Annotated in this window: 15 protein-coding genes and 1 other RNA gene; 1 reads left to right on the top strand and 15 read right to left on the bottom strand. The window is 30.1% G+C overall.

The window, feature by feature from the left end:
- Window positions 1–62 precede the first annotated feature (62 nt).
- The 15 genes from U8307_RS03820 to U8307_RS03890 form a co-directional block, all read right to left on the bottom strand.
- Window positions 63–1,262, bottom strand: coding sequence for a BTAD domain-containing putative transcriptional regulator (locus tag U8307_RS03820; protein ID WP_326910366.1), 1,200 nt, complete (start codon window positions 1,260–1,262; stop codon window positions 63–65).
- Window positions 1,263–1,664: 402 nt separating this feature from the next.
- A complete protein-coding gene (locus tag U8307_RS03825; RefSeq protein WP_326910368.1) occupies window positions 1,665–5,120 on the bottom strand; it encodes an FAD-dependent oxidoreductase in 3,456 nt (1,151 codons plus the stop codon).
- A gap of 18 nt (window positions 5,121–5,138) precedes the next feature.
- Window positions 5,139–6,947: an NADH-quinone oxidoreductase subunit NuoF gene (gene nuoF, locus U8307_RS03830; protein WP_326910369.1), complete on the bottom strand. Its 1,809-nt coding sequence runs from the start codon at window positions 6,945–6,947 to the stop codon at window positions 5,139–5,141.
- Between the two features lie 24 nt (window positions 6,948–6,971).
- Entirely contained in the window at window positions 6,972–7,337 is a 366-nt protein-coding gene (locus tag U8307_RS03835; RefSeq protein ID WP_326910371.1) for a (2Fe-2S) ferredoxin domain-containing protein, read from the bottom strand.
- Between the two features lie 11 nt (window positions 7,338–7,348).
- Window positions 7,349–7,834 (bottom strand): NADH-quinone oxidoreductase subunit NuoE, encoded by a 486-nt coding sequence (gene nuoE, locus U8307_RS03840; RefSeq protein WP_442985531.1) that lies wholly within the window; start codon window positions 7,832–7,834, stop codon window positions 7,349–7,351.
- A 200-nt stretch (window positions 7,835–8,034) separates the two neighbouring features.
- Window positions 8,035–9,438 carry an aminopeptidase gene (locus tag U8307_RS03845; protein ID WP_326910375.1) on the bottom strand — a complete coding sequence of 468 codons (1,404 nt, stop codon included), beginning with the start codon at window positions 9,436–9,438 and terminating at the stop codon, window positions 8,035–8,037.
- Between the two features lie 9 nt (window positions 9,439–9,447).
- The gene (locus U8307_RS03850; protein ID WP_326910376.1) at window positions 9,448–9,906 is read right to left on the bottom strand and encodes a hypothetical protein; all 459 of its coding nucleotides are present in this window, start codon (window positions 9,904–9,906) and stop codon (window positions 9,448–9,450) included.
- Between the two features lie 129 nt (window positions 9,907–10,035).
- A complete protein-coding gene (locus tag U8307_RS03855; protein ID WP_326910378.1) occupies window positions 10,036–11,040 on the bottom strand; it encodes a LacI family DNA-binding transcriptional regulator in 1,005 nt (334 codons plus the stop codon).
- 111 nt (window positions 11,041–11,151) lie between these two features.
- A non-coding RNA gene (gene ssrS, locus U8307_RS03860) (6S RNA) lies at window positions 11,152–11,325 on the bottom strand.
- 105 nt (window positions 11,326–11,430) lie between these two features.
- Complete coding sequence (locus tag U8307_RS03865) at window positions 11,431–12,858, bottom strand: ATP-dependent metallopeptidase FtsH/Yme1/Tma family protein (protein ID WP_326910379.1); 1,428 nt, start codon at window positions 12,856–12,858, stop codon at window positions 11,431–11,433.
- 125 nt (window positions 12,859–12,983) lie between these two features.
- Entirely contained in the window at window positions 12,984–13,457 is a 474-nt protein-coding gene (ispF, locus tag U8307_RS03870; protein ID WP_326910381.1) for a 2-C-methyl-D-erythritol 2,4-cyclodiphosphate synthase, read from the bottom strand.
- A 12-nt stretch (window positions 13,458–13,469) separates the two neighbouring features.
- Window positions 13,470–14,162 (bottom strand): 2-C-methyl-D-erythritol 4-phosphate cytidylyltransferase, encoded by a 693-nt coding sequence (ispD, locus tag U8307_RS03875; protein ID WP_326910382.1) that lies wholly within the window; start codon window positions 14,160–14,162, stop codon window positions 13,470–13,472.
- Between the two features lie 31 nt (window positions 14,163–14,193).
- Entirely contained in the window at window positions 14,194–15,018 is an 825-nt protein-coding gene (locus U8307_RS03880; RefSeq protein ID WP_326910383.1) for a PHP domain-containing protein, read from the bottom strand.
- 9 nt (window positions 15,019–15,027) lie between these two features.
- Window positions 15,028–16,026, bottom strand: coding sequence for an asparaginase (locus U8307_RS03885; RefSeq protein ID WP_326910384.1), 999 nt, complete (start codon window positions 16,024–16,026; stop codon window positions 15,028–15,030).
- 45 nt (window positions 16,027–16,071) lie between these two features.
- The gene (locus U8307_RS03890) at window positions 16,072–16,974 is read right to left on the bottom strand and encodes an RluA family pseudouridine synthase (RefSeq protein ID WP_326910385.1); all 903 of its coding nucleotides are present in this window, start codon (window positions 16,972–16,974) and stop codon (window positions 16,072–16,074) included.
- Between the two features lie 74 nt (window positions 16,975–17,048).
- Here U8307_RS03890 and U8307_RS03895 point away from each other — a divergent pair, with 74 nt between their 5' ends.
- On the top strand, window positions 17,049–17,852 hold the full coding sequence (locus U8307_RS03895) for an NAD(+)/NADH kinase (RefSeq protein WP_326910386.1): 804 nt from the start codon (window positions 17,049–17,051) through the stop codon (window positions 17,850–17,852).
- Window positions 17,853–17,907: the final 55 nt, after the last annotated feature.

A 17,907-nucleotide genomic window follows, 5' to 3' on the forward strand; every position in this document is an offset into this window, starting at 1 on the left:
TAGGGTTGGGTTTGGGGTCGCGGTACGCATGGAATGCGTCCCCTACGTAATGAAGTTGTGTTTTATGACAATATTTGTTTGAATTTAATGGATATATCATAAGGCTTGTATATAATACTTTCATTTAAATGGTTTTTAATTCTATTTTCTATTTTATTGATACCATCACTTTTTATATTATGAAGCATAATTAATACTTGCTTTTCGTTCCAAAAAGTAAATACATCACCTTTCCTTAGAGAATTCATTAATAAATCTTTCATAATATTTGACCATTTATTTAAATCTCTTGCTTCGTAATATTTTCCTTCACCCTTTAATGTTATAATACTAAGAAAGTCATTTTCATTATTTCTTATGGATTTTCTTTTCTGTATATTATATAAAAATTTAAAATGTTCAATATCACAATACATTGCACCATCTTTTGTATCATCTTCTAAGTTATTTCTAGCATTTAATATATCAATTTCTTCGTTTTCTTCATTTGAATTATTATTCTTTATTTTACCTAAAAAATCAGTTACCTTTTTTGAAGGTTTCGTTCCCATTTCTCTTTCAAATAAAGAAACCGTATATTTATAGTGATCTAAGGCACTTTTTGTTTGACCAATTTTTTTTAATGATTTCATTAAACTTATATGTATATCCTCTTCATATGGCTCGATAACTAAAGCCTCTTCACATAATAAAATAATTTTTTCATAATCTTTTTTATCATTAAGGATTTCAATAAGTTTATATAAGGTTTTTATAAATAATCTATGATAATAGTTTCTAGCAGGTACAATCCATGCTTCGTAAGTATTTTCTGATAAATATAAACCTTTGTAAAGCTTTATTGCCTCTTCATATAATTCAATTGCCTTTTCAAAATTAATTAATGATTCATAATTTCCTTGATTTATAAGATTTTCAAATTCATCTACATCAATTATTACACTTTTGCCAATTTCTAGGCAATAGTATCCATTAATAAACTTAATATTAATATATTTATCTTCTTTATCTTTTGGTTGAAGTGCTTTTATAATCTTCCTTAGTCTAAAAATTTGGGTACGAAGTACATTTTTAGGATTATCTGATTCACTATCTGACCATAAATTATCAATAATAGTTTCTGGCAGTAATTTCTTATTTCTATAAGTTATAAAATACTGAAACAACTTTGTTAACCTATATGTTCTAGTAGATTCATTAAAAAGGGTTTTTTCATTATCCCTAATGTCAAATCCTCCTAGTGTATTAATAAAGATTTTCATTACAACGCGCCCCTTTGTTTATCTTTTCTTGTATTACATTTATATAGTATTTTATTCCATCTTTGGTAATTTAATTATATCTTTTTCTTATATAAAATTCAATAAAAAATATGAATTTCTAGTTTATTCTATATATTTAGTTCTTTTTCAATTCTTTTCTCTATACTGAACTGTTACATATACTTGATTTTGCAAAAAAAAGAGAGTAGCTTATTTGATATAAAGCTACTCTCTATTGATGACAATGAAATCCTTCGTATTTCGCTCAGAACAACATTATACATGATCTTTTTCTAAAATCCTAATCTTGAGTCTTTTTATAGAGTCTTGATTAAATAGTAACTGCATTCAATGAAACTTTATGTGTCACCAAATGGGTTTATCTTCGAATTTTAAATATTATCAATCTACTTTTACACAGTTATCTTTTAAGTTTGCTAAAAATGCTTTTTCTACTGTATCATATACTTTATATACCTTTTCTTTGCTTTCGAATTTTGGTATATATAGTTTTGTATCAATTTTTTCTACAATTTCATTACTTACATTAGCATTCAATTGCTTTGCTATTTCTTCGAACATTTGAAGATTTGACATACCAGTCATTGGTTTTATAGCTTCAACTACATCTTGCACAGTACCATCTGCACTAATTATTGTCCCTTTGCTTTCCGCAAGACTGCAAAGTGGCAATACATATTCTGCTGTAGCTGTTGTATCATTTTCCATTATATCAAATGTAGCAAAGAATTTAAGATTATTAATAGATTCTTTTAATTCTGGGTCGTTTCCTAAAATATCTTCACCTATTACAACTAAACCTTTAATTTTATTGTTTTGTAAAGCATATCTAATTTCTTCCCCTGAAGTTCTGAAACCTAAATTCCATGCTCCTTGGCTGTTTGCTTTTGGTTTTAATACTAATAAACCTCTGTGAGGCTTAGCGTCATTACCTGTTAATACTGTAATGTCAGCTAAAACTTTCAAAGCTTCATTTTGAACTGTATTTGCATCAGCTAATATTATTGGCTTTTTAGCATTTTTAAATGCTTCTGCAACTTTTTCTTCTTCTGGTAAAACTTCTACCTTTTCTAAAGCCTTTTTCAATTCATTACCATTAGAGAATTTATTTAAAGATTCTTCTTTTACAACGCCTTTATCAATTAATGATTTAAGAACTCTTGTAAAGAAAACTTCATAGTTATTTACATCTACTTTTTGAGCCCATTTGTCAATCTTAGTAGGATTTATTGAAGCAGAGATAATTTTAGCATTTTTAGATAATCTTCTAAGCTTCATTCCAGCTGAAGGATGTTGTTCGTACAATTGACCTGCAACTATTATTAAATCAGCAGAATTTAATCCATCAGAACTTATCGTTGATTGATTATAACCTAAAACTGTTTCTATACCTGATTCCTTTTCATTTATAAAGGAACCCTTTACATTAGTGTCTAATTCCTTAGCAATTGCATTAATAGTATTTAACTCTTCATTAGTTAATTTAGGAGATACTGCAAATGCAATTTGATCAGCACCATATAAGTTTTGTATACTTCTTAAACGCTTAGCAGTTTCAAAAAGACCAACATTAAAAGATACTGTTTCATAACTGTCTTTTATTTTTACTTTAGGTTGAAGTATTCTATTTGATACATTAATATGTTCAATACCGAACTTTCCTCTACCACACATAGGAATTTCTGAATCCTTAGGACTTGAAGCCTTATAAATTACATTATCCTTGTGTTCATATACTATATGACAGCCTACTGAGCAGTAGCTACATACTGATTCAGTTTCTTTTAAATCTAAAGGAATTTCTTTAATATTTTCTCTTCTATCAAGCCATGCACCTGTAGGACATACGTCTATACATTGTCCACAAGATATACAATCTGTTTCCTTCAAACCTTGTTCAAAGGCTGGTGCTACTACTGTTTTATATCCCCTATCAACAAATCCTAAAGCAGAAGCTCCTACAACTTCTTCACAAGTTCTTACGCACAAACCACAAAGTACACATTTATCAACATTTTGTGCTATAAATGGATGATCTGTTTCCTCAAATTTTTTCTCATTTTGTGAATGATATTTAACTGTATCAATATCAAATTTCTTAATATAATCCACAAGTTGACATTCGAAATAATCTTTACATCCACATTCGAGACATCTTGAGCTTTCTCTGAGAACTTCTTCTTCTGTCATAGTTGGAAGAATAGGTTGGAAATTAGTTTTTCTTACTTGGGCTTCAACAGTATGATGTTCTACTCTAGGTAATTTTTCCCTATCTTTAAAGTCTTCTTCAGTTATATCATCTTGATAAACAAGTGGCTTATCTATATATGGTATCATAACACCATTCAAATAACTATTGATTACTCCTGCTGCCTGCTGTCCTTGTGCTACAGCATCTATTGCTATTTTAGGACCAGTAGCAGCATCTCCACCAGCAAATACACCTTTAATGTTTGTTTCAAATGTACCTTCATTTATTTGAATGTTTTTCTTCTTACCTTGAGCTACATTTATATTACCACAAACAACTTCTTGTCCTATTGCTGCAATTATTGTATCTGCGTCAAAGTTCTCAAATTCTCCTGTTGGTTCTGGTCTTTGTCTACCAGATTGATCTTTTTCACCAAGAACCATCTTTTCACATTTTAATCCAACAACTTTTTCTCCATCACTTAAAACTAAATTTGGTCCTGATAGGAATGAGAAAATAACTCCTTCTTCCTTAGCTTCTTTAATTTCAAGTTTTTCAGCTGGCATTTGCTCTTCAGACCTTCTATAAACTACTCTTACTTCTTCTGCTCCAAGACGAATACTTGTCCTTGCAACGTCCATAGCAGTATTACCACCACCAACTACTATTACTTTTTTTCCTATATTAACAGGTTTATTCTCTGCTACATCTATTAAGAAGTCTATACCACCTAATACTCCTGGTGTATTTTCTCCTTCACATCTCATAGGTGAACTTTTCCAAGCACCAATAGCTAAAAATACAGAATCAAATTTATCTTGTAAATATTCAAGAGTTATATCTTCTCCAATTTTTACATTATAATTTATTTTAGCGCCCATAGTTTCTATAACTGATACTTCTGCATCTATTACATTTTTTGGAAGACGATATTCTGGTATTCCATATCTCATCATTCCACCTGGTTTACCCATCATTTCAAATATTTCTACTTCATGTCCTTCACGTAACAAGAAGTATGCTGCAGACAAACCTGCAGGTCCTGCTCCAACTATTGCTACTTTTTTACCTGTAGAAGATTTTAAGTTTGGAACATATACATTGTCGCTATTTAAATCGTAATCAGCTGCAAAAGTTTTTACACATGCAATTGATATTGGTTCTTCTACTAATTGTCTTCTACATGCTGTTTCGCATGGATGAGGACATACCCTTCCTATACTTGCTGGAATAGGAAGTTTTTCTTTAATTAACTTTAATGCTTCTTTGTATTGCTTATTAGCAACAAGACCTACATATCCTTGAACATCTGTATGAGCTGGACAATTCAATGTACATGGAGCCTTACAATCTCCAACATGATTAACAACTAATAAATCCATTGCTGCTTTTCTTGCTGACTCAACTCTTTTAGTATTTGTTCTAACAATCATACCATTTGTAACAGGTGTAGAACATGCTCTTGCAAGTTTTGGTTGACCTTCGATTTCTACTACACAAAGTCCGCAACCTGCATAAACTTCTAGCCTTTCATCAAAGCATAAATGTGGTATTTCTATATTATTTTCTGTAGCTGCTTGTAATATGTTTTTACCTGCTTCAACAGTTAAATCTATTCCATTTAAATTAAATTTTACTAAAGCCACTATTTTTGCTCCTCCCTTTTAGTTTTTTTCAACGGCACCAAATTTACATACATTATAACAGTTGCCGCATTTTGTACATAGATCCTGATTTATAACATGTGGATTTTTAACTTTACCTTCAATTGCTTTTACAGGACAGTTTCTAGCACATAAAGTACATCCAACACATTTATCCTTATTAATTTCAAAAGTTAATAAAGATTTACAATGTTTTGCTGGACATTTTTTGTCCACAACATGTGCAATATATTCATCTTTAAAATATCTCAATGTTGACAAAACAGGATTTGGTGCTGTTTGACCAAGGCCGCAAAGGGAAGAATCTTTAACACTACTAGCTAATTCTTCTAACTCATCTAAGTCTTCCATAGTGCCTTTTCCTTCAGTTATTCTTTCTAATATTTCTAACATCCTCTTGGTACCTAATCTACATGGCGTACATTTACCGCAAGATTCATCAACTGTAAAGTCAAGGAAAAACCTTGCTATATCTACCATACAGTTATCTTCATCCATTACTATCATTCCACCGGAACCCATCATTGAACCAACAGCTCCTAGGTTTTCATAATCTATAGGAGTATCTAAGTGTTCTTTAGTTAAACATCCACCAGAAGGCCCACCTGTTTGTACTGCCTTGAATTCTTTTCCATTAGGACAGCCACCACCTATATCATATATAACTTCTCTTAGCGTAGTACCCATAGGAACTTCAACGAGTCCTGTATTATTTATTTTACCACCTAATGCAAATACTTTTGTTCCAGGAGATTTTGCAGTTCCAAAACTTCTGAACCAATCTACACCATTATTAATAATTTGAGGAATATTTGCTAATGTTTCTACATTATTTATTACAGATGGTTTACCCCAAAGACCTTTATTAGCAGGGAAAGGTGGTTTTATCTTAGACATACCTCTCTTACCTTCTATTGATTGCATTAGAGCTGTTTCTTCACCACAAACAAATGCTCCTGCTCCTAGTCTTGTTTCTATATCAAAATCAAAACCTGAATCAAATATATTTTTACCTAATAATCCTAATTCTCTTGCTTGATCTATAGCAATATGCAGTCTGTGAACAGCTATTGGGTATTCTGCTCTAACATAAATAAATCCCTTTGTTGCTCCTATTGCATATCCTGCTATTGCCATGGCTTCTAATACTGCATGAGGATCTCCTTCAAGAACACTTCTGTCCATAAATGCACCTGGATCTCCTTCGTCAGCGTTACATATAATATATTTTTGATCAGCCTTATTAGGGGCTGCGAAACTCCATTTCATACCAGTTGGAAAACCGGCTCCACCTCTACCTCTAATACCTGAAGCTTTTATAAAGTCAATTACTTCATTAGGTTTCATTTCTGTCAGTACTTTTCCAAGAGCCATATATCCGTCTCTAGCAATATATTCTTTAATATTTTCTGGATTTATTACTCCACAATTTCTTAATGCTACTCTCTTTTGCTTTTTATAAAATTCAACGTCCATAAGAGACTTGTGTTCTGCTTCTGCTAAATCTTCTTTTGTAACTTTTTCTTTATATAAATATTTATCTACAATTCTTCCTTTTAATAAGTGCTCTTTCACTATTTCATCTACTCTGTCTATAGTCATTCTAGAATAGAATGAACCCTCTGGATACACGATAACAATTGGTCCCTGCTCACATAATCCAAAGCATCCTGTTCCAATAACTTGAACTTCTTTATCTAAATTTACTTCTTTAATTTTTTCTTCGAATCTTTTTCTTATCAAATCAGATTTTGAAGAAGTACAACCAGTTCCCCCACATACTAAAACATGTGATCTGAAAATTGCCATATTTTTACCTCCATATCGTAACTTTTATTCAGCTGCTCCAATTGTATATTCGTTTACTACATTTCCATTTACTAAATGTTCAGCAACTATTTGCTTAGCTTTCTCAGGATTAACGTGGATATATGTTACCTTTTCTTTATCAGGGGCATAAACTTCTACTATAGGTTCATAGGTACACATTCCAATACATCCAGTTTGAACAACTTGTACACTTTTTAAATTTCTTTTGGCAACTTCTTCAACCAATGTACTTAAAACTGGTCTTGCTCCTGCAGATATCCCACATGTAGCCATACCTACTACTACTCTAATTTCCTTATCTGCACTTCTCATTTCCATGTTTTTTATAGATTCTTCTCTTAATTTTTTTAATTCATCTAGAGACTTCATTTCTGCACCTCCTAATTTTTATATTTTTCAATAATTTCAGGTACCTTTTTTGGATCCAATTTTCCATAAACATCATCGTCTACCATCATTACTGGTGCTAATCCACAGCATCCTAGGCATCTTGTAGCCTCAAGGGTAAACATATTATCTTCTGTTGTACTACCAACCGATACCTTTAATTCTTCTGAAAGCTTGTCCAGTACAGCTTGAGAACCCTTTACGTAGCAAGCAGTTCCTAAGCAAACTCCAATAGTGTGCTTTCCTTTAGGCTCAATAGAAAATTGAGTATAGAACGTTACAACTCCATAAATATCTGCCAGTGGTATATTTGTTTCTTTTGAAATAAATTTTTGCACTTCTAAAGGCAAATAGCCAAATAATTCTTGTGCTTTTTGTAAAGTTTGCATCAAAATACCTTGTGAATTTTTAACTGTATCAATATATTCTTTAAGTTGATCAAATTCACTTTGTCTTGTTTCAACAAATTCATTTTGCAATTTTATACCCTCCATCTAATTTTGATAAGCATTTAAAATAATTATACAACTATACATTAAAATAGTCAATAATCATCGCTAATTTTAACTAATATTTGGAAATTAATATATTTTTTTGAAACTAGATAATAGAAAAAACCTCAATATTTGAGGTTTTATATTATTACAATTTATATATTATGTCAAATATTATGTCTTTGTTATATATTTTTATTATAAAACATTTTATATGCTTTATAAGTCATATAAACATCTGATTTTGATACTATTTCAAATGGTGCATGCATACTTAGTACAGGAACTCCAAGGTCAACAACATCCATGTTATAGTTTGCCATGATATACGCAATTGTTCCGCCACCACCCTGATCTACTTTACCTAGTTCTGCTGGTTGCCAAGCAACTTCATTTTCATTGAATATTTTTCTTAGTTTTCCAATATATTCAGCATTTGCATCATTTGCTCCTGATTTGCCTCTGCTGCCTGTATATTTAATCATTGCAACGCCTTTGCCCATTAAAGCTGCATTTTGAAGTTCTGAAACTTGTGGATAAGTAGGATCTACTCCTGCAGCTACGTCAGAAGATAACATACTACTATTTGCTAATGCTCTTTTTAAAGACAATTCTGCATATTTTCCATTGTTTTGCTTTATGATTAACTCAGCTAACATATTGTTGAAAAATTGAGATTGCATTCCTGTGTTACCAACACTTCCAATTTCCTCTTTATCTACAAATAATGCGATAGCAGTTTTTTCAGGATTTGCTAATTCTAAAATTGCTTTGAGAGAAGTATATGCACATACTCTATCATCATGACCATACGCCATTATCATACCTCTATCAATTCCAACATCCCTAGACTTTCCAGCAGGTACTATTTCAAGTTCTGCAGTTTGAAAATCTTCTTCAATCATGCCATATTTTTCATTTAATATTTTTAATACATTTAATTTAAATTTCTTTTCATCTTCTTTTCCTTCAGAAGGTAAGCTTCCAATAATTACATTTAATGATTCTCCCTCAATAGCTTCGCCAAGTTTCTTATCATTTTGTTTCTTTGCAAGATGAGGTAATAAATCTGTTATATAGAATACAGGATCATTTTCATCATCACCTATAGCAATTTCAATCTTTTCACCATTTGATTTAATAACTGTACCATATAAAGCTAGTGGTATCGTAACCCATTGGTATTTTCTAATTCCACCATAGTAATGTGTTTTTAGCAGCGATAACCCATGTTCTTCATATAATGGATTTTGTTTTAAATCTAATCGAGGAGAATCTACGTGACTCCCTACAATATTCATCCCACTTTCAATATCTTGCTTGCCTATTACAGCAAGTACAGCATTTTTTTCTTTATTTACAAAATACACTTTAGTACCTTGCTTTATTTCTTCTAATTCATCTATATGAACAAAACCTTGTTCTTTAGCTCTTCTAACTATTTCTTTAATTGAAAGCCTTTCCGTTTTAGATGAATCAATATATGATTTATAATCTTCTCCCATTTTAAAAACATTACTTTTTTCTTCTTGACTTATTTTTTCCCAAATGAATTTCTTTTTATAAAAAAGCTTTTCGTTATTATCCATATTTCTCCTTTATTCATTTTCGACATATTTTAACATAGAAAGATATATAATATTATTACATTCTAAACATTTTATATTATAATTTTTTATCAAATTATATTCTCCGTCATAACCTTCAATTAACCAATTTAAATCTGCATTAATATCTATACCATCTTCTGTTTTATCCAATTTATTAATTTTTTCTACCTTAACGTTTTTACTTAGTTCAAAGTCAGTTGGATTATCGATAACTTTGGATAAAATATCCAAATCATTTTCCAATTGATCTCCTGCCTCAATTTTATTAAGCTTTTCTTCTAAATCTTTCAAGTCTTTACCATTATAAAGAAAGTCATTCATTATAGTTATTCTTTCATTAAGTAATTGCTCTATAATTGTAACTTCTTTATGATATTCATAACCTTCAATAGTTTTATAACTAAATAACAATAATACAATTAATATGTACATAATGCCTTTTTTCATATGCTTTCCCCCTATAATTATGGTTCGGTTATAATTATAGGGGTTACTTATAAAATTTTTTATCGTTATATGTCACATATTAAATAAAAATTTTCTTTAATTTTCGCCATATTTTTTTATATTTGAATATTAATTATTTTTTATATTTTTAACGCTTTTTCTCTTTTCTAATGTAAAAGGAAGCTCCATGAGACCTTGTTGAGCTCTATCACCTTTTATCATTTTAATAAGCATTCTCATCCCTACTGCACCTACATCATAATATGGTTCGCCAATTGTAGTAAGTTCAGGTCTAACAAACTTTCCTTCTCTTATATTGCCGAATCCTACGATTGAAACATCTTCTGGTACTGATATACCGTTATCTATAAAGCTATCCATAATACCAATTGCAATTTCATCATTACTACAAACTATAGCAGTAAAGTTGCTAGTTTCATTAACAATAGTCTTACCAAGTTCATAAGCTTTAGGATGCTTATTACTTCCCACTACATATACATTGGAATACTCTAATTCATTATCTTCAATCGCCTTTAAATATCCAGTAATTTTATCTTCTTCCACAGTTGTTCTATCTTTAAAATCTGATACATAGGCGATTTTCTCATGGCCTTGTTTAACTAAATAATTTGTCATCTCATAAACAGCTGAATTACAGTCTACGGAAATATGATTCATATTTTCCTTTATATCTCTTGTGAAATATACACTTGGTTTATCTAAACCCTTAGCAAGTTCAATTATTTCATCTTCAAATCTATTGCCTACAAGAAATAATCCTTCTGCTTGTTTCCTGTTTAATAACTGTAAGTATTTTTCCTGAGTTTCCTTACTAGAATAACTGCTACAAAGAAGAATATCATAACCGTACATTTTCCCGATTTCTTCTATGCCTCTTACTATATCTGCAACATAACTTTGAGCCAAATTGTTTATTATTACTCCAATTAAATATGATCTCCTCGTTACAAGACTTCTTGCAACATCATTTGGTTTATAACCAGTTTCTTCTATAACTTTTAATACCCTTCTTCTGACTTCTGGACTTACCGGCTTAGAATCATTTATTACTCTAGATACAGTAGATATAGATACTTCTGCAAGTCTGGCAACATCCTTGATTGTAATCATTTTATCCCTCCAAGTTGATATATTTATTAAGTAAATATATTATTTTTATATTATTATATATGTATTTGCTAATTATAGCAATCGTTTTTTCCTGATTTTCCTACATAAATTAAAAAACCCGCATATGCCGCAAACCAATAATTCACACCCGCACCTAGGCAGGTGGGATTTCTGTTAAGCAATTCTGGCTTCCCGTCATGCGGGCTTGTCATAGGTACTTAAACTCGAATTCCCCTAAAAATTATGTCGGTTGAATTAAAAGATTTCCGAACATCGCAGGTTATTTATTTAATTGAAATTATATCACAGCACTTTTATATTATCAACTGGATTTTATTTTTACTAAATATTATTTTTACTAAATATTCCTTCAAATTACATTATACTTTATTATATATTATTCAAATCAGATTCATACAGCACTTCTTTTTCAATTAAAAGTTTAGCAATTTCTTCTACTTTATCCCTATTTTTTTCTATTATGTGCATTACTTCAAAATATAATTCATCAATTAATTTTTTTATAGAACTTTCTATTGAATTTAATGACATGTTAAGTTTGTCTGCCATAACATTAAAATTCACGAAGCCTGTGCTCTCATCCATACCATACTTTGCAACATAATCTATTGCAATTGATGTAGATCTTTCTATATCGTTTTGTGCACCAATTGTTACGTTATCTTTACCAAAGAATACTTCTTCAGCAACTCTGCCTGCCATTAAAACAGAAAGTTGTTTTTTTATTTTTGCTTTAGTAACTACCTCATTTTCACCTGGAGTGCTCAATGTATAGCCACCAGCTCCTTTGCTTGTAGGAATAATCGAAACTCTAATCACCTTATTTTCAGGCATCAAATATCGAGAAACAAAAGCATGTCCCGCTTCATGATATGATGTTATTTCTTTCTGTCTTTTATTATCTGTTGGATTTTTTTGCTCTGTTCCAGCAATGACATTTAAATATGCATTTTCAATATGATTAATATTTATTTTTTCAGATGATTCTCTAATTGCAAGGAGTGCTGCTTCATTTATTAAATTTTCTATCATAGCTCCACTGAAATAGACTGTTAAATCTGCAAGCTTATCTACATCAATTTTATCATCACTATTTCTTTTCTCTAAATATAAATTTAATATATCCTTTCTTGCATTTCTATCTGGAAGCATAATTTCTATTTGCCTGTCAAATCTTCCTGGTCTTAATAATGCATTATCTAAAGTATCAATTCGATTAGTTGCTGCAACCACAACTATACCAGAATCATCACTAAATCCTGACATTTCTGTAAGAAGGGCATTTAACGTTCTGTCGCCTTCATCACTACCTCGCATATTTCCGCCTACTCTTTTTTTCCCTATGGCATCAATTTCATCTATAAAAATAACACTCTTTCCAGCTTTTTTAGCTTTTTTGAAAAGTGTACGAATCCTTCCTGCCCCTAATCCTGCATATATCTGAACAAAATCAGAACCAGATACTGCATAAAAAGGTACACCTGCTTCTCCAGCTAGAGCTTTAGCCATGAGAGTCTTCCCTGTACCAGGTGCTCCATATAAAAGAACCCCTTTTGGCATTCTTGCATTAAATCTTTTGTATTTGTCAGGTTTCTTTATAAAATCTACTATTTCTAATAAACTTTCCTTTGCTTCATAATTTCCGGCAACATCATTAAATTTTGTATTTGATGTGCTATTGTATTCAACTTCATTTAATTTATTTATTTCTTTTTGAGCTGACTTCTTATTCCTAAAAAATATAAAGTAAATAAAAATCAATACTCCTATTATAGCTATAACTTGATAACTTTCCATTATGTTCCCCCTATAACTACATTCCGCAAATATACTGCATCAATATTCACGCTAACATGCTCTACATTTACTGATAGTATATCATAGGGATATACTTTTGGATATACTCAATATTTAGACTGTTTTCAAGCATTTACCAACATGCAAATTGCTTGTGCCCCTATTCCTTCCTCTCTGCCTTCAAATCCTAAACACTCAGTTGTTGTCGCTTTAATATTAATATTTGATATTTCTGTTTCTAAATCTTCAGCTATATTATTTTGCATTATATCAATATATGGTCTCATCTTAGGTTTTTGAGCAATTATAATAGAATCTATATTTCCAATTTTGTAATTATTATCTTTCATAATATTGCAAACTTGCCTTAACAAATCTCTGCTATCTGCATCTTTATACTCATTATCCGTATCTGGAAATAAAACACCTATGTCACCTTTTCCCATAGCTCCTAAAATACTATCCATTATTGCGTGAATTAAAACATCCGCATCTGAATGCCCATCTAGCCCTTTATCGTTAGGAATATTAACTCCTCCAATTATAAGGTTCCTTTTTTCTTTCAATACATGTACATCGTATCCTATTCCAATTTTCATTTTCATCACCTTTTAATATATATTAGAAATAATTTCTGCAATTTGTAGATCAAGAGGTGTAGTAATTTTTATATTTCTTGGCAAACCTTCAACAGCCTTCACCTTATGACCATAATATTCTACTAATGATGCATCATCAGTAAAATCAGCATCTTCGGTTACAGCCATTATATAACAATCCCGTATTATTTCAAAATTGAAAGCCTGTGGTGTTTGTACAGCTTTTAGATATGATCTATTTAATGTTTCATCAACAAAACCATCATCTCCAACTTTTTTTATTGTATCAACTACATCTAATACTGGAACACAAGCTTTAAAAATACATGCATTTTTTATGCATGTATTAATTAAGTTGTATGATACAAAGGGTCTTACACCATCATGTATCAACAATATATCACAATCTTCACCAACTGTTTTTATTCCTTCATATACTGATTCGGTTCTCGATGCACCTCCACTTACAACATGTTTAATTTTTTTATAATCAATTGCTATGTAATCTTTCACATAGTTCACTTCTTCTTTGTTAACAACAAGTACTATTTCATCAACTTCATTACTTTTTTGAAATTTATATATTGTAGTTTCAAGTATAGTTTTCCCTGCTATAGTCATATATTGCTTCGGTGTATCGGATCCCATCCTTGTCCCCTTCCCTGCCGCGACTATAACAACAGTTACTTTTTTATTATTGTACATTTTCGCCCCCTTAAAATATATTATTGCATTATTATAAATTATTAAAAAGTTTTTTTATATTTAAGTCTTCTAAAGTTACATGTGGTACTCCTAGCTTTCTTGTTTTTATGAATTCACCATGACAATCTGAACCACCTGAAATCATAAGATTATTTTTCTTACAAAATTCTATATATCCTTGAATGTTATTTTCATTATATGGTGAAAAACATTCTATTCCATCTATGCCAAGCTCTAGCCAGTATATCAATTCTTCTTCTGGCATATAATTATTCCTATAATGATATGAAGGATGGGCAAGAAATACTTTACCTCCACTTTTTTTTATAATTTTCATAACTTCTTCTGGATTTTTCAATTCAGCTTTAAGCCCTGATTCACCAACATCCTTTAGGTGAGATAACATATCCATATGAATTCCTTTGTCTATCATATAGTTAGCAGATTTCCAGCCGCCTCTTTTTCTATCGTATTCATATTTTTCAAAGTCTTCATAGCAAATATCTTTATATTTGTTAGATGCATAATTTTTAATAAATTCTTTATTAGAATCAATTTTGCTTTGATTAGTCCAGTTAATCAAGTTTAATAAGTCTTTGTTTTCAATATCAAAATCGTATAAAGTTAAATGATATTCTCTACCCTGATATTCAGATGTTAATTCAACTCCAGGTATATATATTAAATTATCTTTTGGAGTTATTATTTCCTGCATCTTTTTTGTATTATCAATATTATCATGGTCCGTTATAGAGAATATATTTATTCTATTTTTCTTCAATTCTTCTTTCAGCTCATAAACATCCCATGTTCCATCAGAAGCACAGGTATGCATATGCATATCTACTTTTTTCATTATTACCCCTTAAATTAAAATGTCATCATTTATTTTTGTGTAAAATTTATTTTTAACTATATCAAAATCTTTACTTTCTGACATAATCCACATTAGTTTCGTAATTGTAGCTTCTATAGCCATGTCATAAGCTTGTAGGACCTTATATTTTTTCAATGCTTTTATACCAACCTCATATATACCCATATCACTACCTTCAAACATAACTTGAGTTGCAACAACTACTATCTTTCCTTTTTCTGTAAGCTCACCAAGTTTTTCTAGGAAATTTCTTTTATCAAGAAAAGGAAGGCCACCTACTCCATAACTTTCAATTACAACTCCTTCATACTTTTCACCTATATAGTCAAGAACATCAGGATCCATACCAGGCGATAACTTCAATAAAAAAATATTTGGATATATATTTTTATTAAATTTTACTTTTTCACTTGTTCCTTCATTTCTTATATATTTTGTAATTCTAGTATCATCTATTATTGCTGCAACAGGAAAATTTATACTTTCAAAAGCACTATAACTTTTTGACTTTATTTTCCTAGCTCTTGTACCCACTATTGCTTTTCCATCAAATACTATATATACTCCTTTTACATCTTTTTCAGAGGCAAAGCGAAAACTATCTAACAAATTCCTCTTTGCATCAGTTATATCAACATTAATAGGTTTTTGTGACCCTGTAATTATAATAGGTTTATCCGAATTTTGAATTAAATAAGAGAGGGCAGCTGAAGTATATGACATTGTATCAGTTCCATGAGAAATTACGAATCCATCATACTTGTAATAATTCTTCTCTATTACCTCAGTCATTAAAACCCAATATTCCGGTTGTATATTTGTACTATCAATATTTAATATTTGTATAGTATTAACATTGCAAAATTCCTTTATTTCTGGCACATAATTTAATAACTCTTCAGAAGTAATACCAGGTGCTAAACCATCTGTAGTTTTTTTTGAAGCGATAGTTCCACCTGTTGCAATAAGCAAAATATTTTTTTTCATATTACTTTCCCTTCTCTCTTTTGAATTCATAATCATATTAATCATTTATCTTACGAATTTTTCATCAGATAACAACTTTGTCATATCATTTGGCAAAGGACATCTTATATTAATTAACTCTTTAGTTATAGGTTGTTGAAACTTCATTTCATAACAATGTAGAGCTTGCCTTTCTATTAAAGAACTTTCTTGTCCATACAATGTATCTCCCAATATGGGATGCCCAATATATTTCATATGTACCCTAATCTGATGTGTTCTACCTGTTTCAAGTTTTAATTTTACTAGCGTATTTGTACCATCAATTAATCTATTTTCAACTTGATAATGTGTAATACACTCTTTCCCTGATGGGTTCACTACACGAATTATATCATCTGGTTTTAATCTAGCTATAGGTTCATTTATTATATCTTCATCTTTTTCAACTGCGCCTTTAACAATAGCATAGTAATATTTATCAACTACATTTGATTTCATTTGATTAGCCAATTCATTGTGAGCATATGGATTTTTAGCTATTATAACGATTCCTGAAGTGTTCATATCAAGCCTATTTACTAAACGCACTTTTCTATGAATTCCTTTTTGCTTAAAATAATAAGCTACTCCATTAGCTATAGTATCGTTTTGATGAGATTTTGTAGGGTGTACAACCATATAGGGAGGTTTATTAACAATAAGTAAATCTGTATCCTCATACAGTATATTAATTTGCATATTTACAGCTTCAAATGATTCTTCCTCTTCTTCAAATTTTATTGATAAGATATCTCCTCTAAATACAGATTTATTTAATTTGGTTGTATTTCCATTTAAATAAATATTATTAGATAATTCAAGACTTTTAGAAAGCCTTTTGGAAAACTTTAAATTTTCCCTCAATATACTCTTTACAGTTTTATCATTTTCCTGTATTGTATAATTAAGAATATTTTCATTTGTCATTATATTCTCCTAAATATTCAAATATTTAATATTAATATAATATAAAAAGTAATATATGTAAAGAGGCTAATATTATGAAAGATAGAATAGTAAATATAGCTGCAAACTTAGATAAATATACTTTGGATATAAAAAAAGAACTTATAGAAATTTTACAAAAAAATGGCTATAGCTATTTTGATGGTTTTTACCCAGAAGGTATATTGAATATTACAATTGGTGGAGATGGCGCATTTCTCCACGGTGTAAGAGATAGCAATTTTTCAGAAATACCTTTTGCAGGAATAAATACTGGTACTCTTGGATTTTATCCTGAAATAACTCCAGAGAATCTCGAAAATTTTATTACAGACTTTAAGAATAATAATTACACCATTAATAAAGTAAACCTTATTGAAAGTGAAATAAATTATGATGGAAACTCAGAAAAAATATTTGCTGTAAATGATATTATACTTAAAAGAAAAGATATGAAAACTATTCATTTAAACGTGTTTATTGATTCAAACCATTTAGAAACAATTAGTGGAGATGGCTTGATAATTTCTTCTCCAATGGGTAGTTCTGCTTATAATATGTCAGCCGGAGGCAGTTTAGTTTATCCTTCTTTAAAGACACTGCAAATTACACCATTATCTCCTATTATTTCCAATGCATACAGATGTTTAGACTGTAGTATAATAGTCCCGCCAGAATTTGAAATTACAATTTATCCAGAGCGAAAAGATGATTATTTTATAACATTCCTAGCTGATGGTGAAATCTATGAATATGATGGCATAGAATCTGCTCATTTCCGAACATCCAAAAAAGAAATAAACAGATTGACAACAGGTACATATAATTATTGGAAAGTTATAAAAGAAAAGTTTTTATAATAAATAAATGTAGGGTATGTATTTCATACATACCCTACCCCACTTAACGGCAAGG

This window comes from Sedimentibacter sp. MB31-C6 (genome assembly GCF_035934735.1).
Classification (GTDB): domain Bacteria; phylum Bacillota; class Clostridia; order Tissierellales; family Sedimentibacteraceae; genus Sedimentibacter.

Coding starts and splice junctions, on each gene's coding strand:
- U8307_RS03890 (WP_326910385.1), bottom strand. CDS start 16,974: ATGACAAATGAAAATATTCTTAATTATACAATACAGGAAAATGATAAA.
- U8307_RS03835 (WP_326910371.1), bottom strand. CDS start 7,337: ATGAAGTCTCTAGATGAATTAAAAAAATTAAGAGAAGAATCTATAAAA.
- U8307_RS03855 (WP_326910378.1), bottom strand. CDS start 11,040: ATGATTACAATCAAGGATGTTGCCAGACTTGCAGAAGTATCTATATCT.
- U8307_RS03820 (WP_326910366.1), bottom strand. CDS start 1,262: ATGAAAATCTTTATTAATACACTAGGAGGATTTGACATTAGGGATAAT.
- U8307_RS03845 (WP_326910375.1), bottom strand. CDS start 9,438: ATGGATAATAACGAAAAGCTTTTTTATAAAAAGAAATTCATTTGGGAA.
- nuoF (WP_326910369.1), bottom strand. CDS start 6,947: ATGGCAATTTTCAGATCACATGTTTTAGTATGTGGGGGAACTGGTTGT.
- ispF (WP_326910381.1), bottom strand. CDS start 13,457: ATGAAAATTGGAATAGGATACGATGTACATGTATTGAAAGAAAAAAGG.
- ispD (WP_326910382.1), bottom strand. CDS start 14,162: ATGTACAATAATAAAAAAGTAACTGTTGTTATAGTCGCGGCAGGGAAG.
- U8307_RS03865 (WP_326910379.1), bottom strand. CDS start 12,858: ATGGAAAGTTATCAAGTTATAGCTATAATAGGAGTATTGATTTTTATT.
- U8307_RS03880 (WP_326910383.1), bottom strand. CDS start 15,018: ATGAAAAAAGTAGATATGCATATGCATACCTGTGCTTCTGATGGAACA.
- U8307_RS03850 (WP_326910376.1), bottom strand. CDS start 9,906: ATGAAAAAAGGCATTATGTACATATTAATTGTATTATTGTTATTTAGT.
- U8307_RS03895 (WP_326910386.1), top strand. CDS start 17,049: ATGAAAGATAGAATAGTAAATATAGCTGCAAACTTAGATAAATATACT.
- U8307_RS03885 (WP_326910384.1), bottom strand. CDS start 16,026: ATGAAAAAAAATATTTTGCTTATTGCAACAGGTGGAACTATCGCTTCA.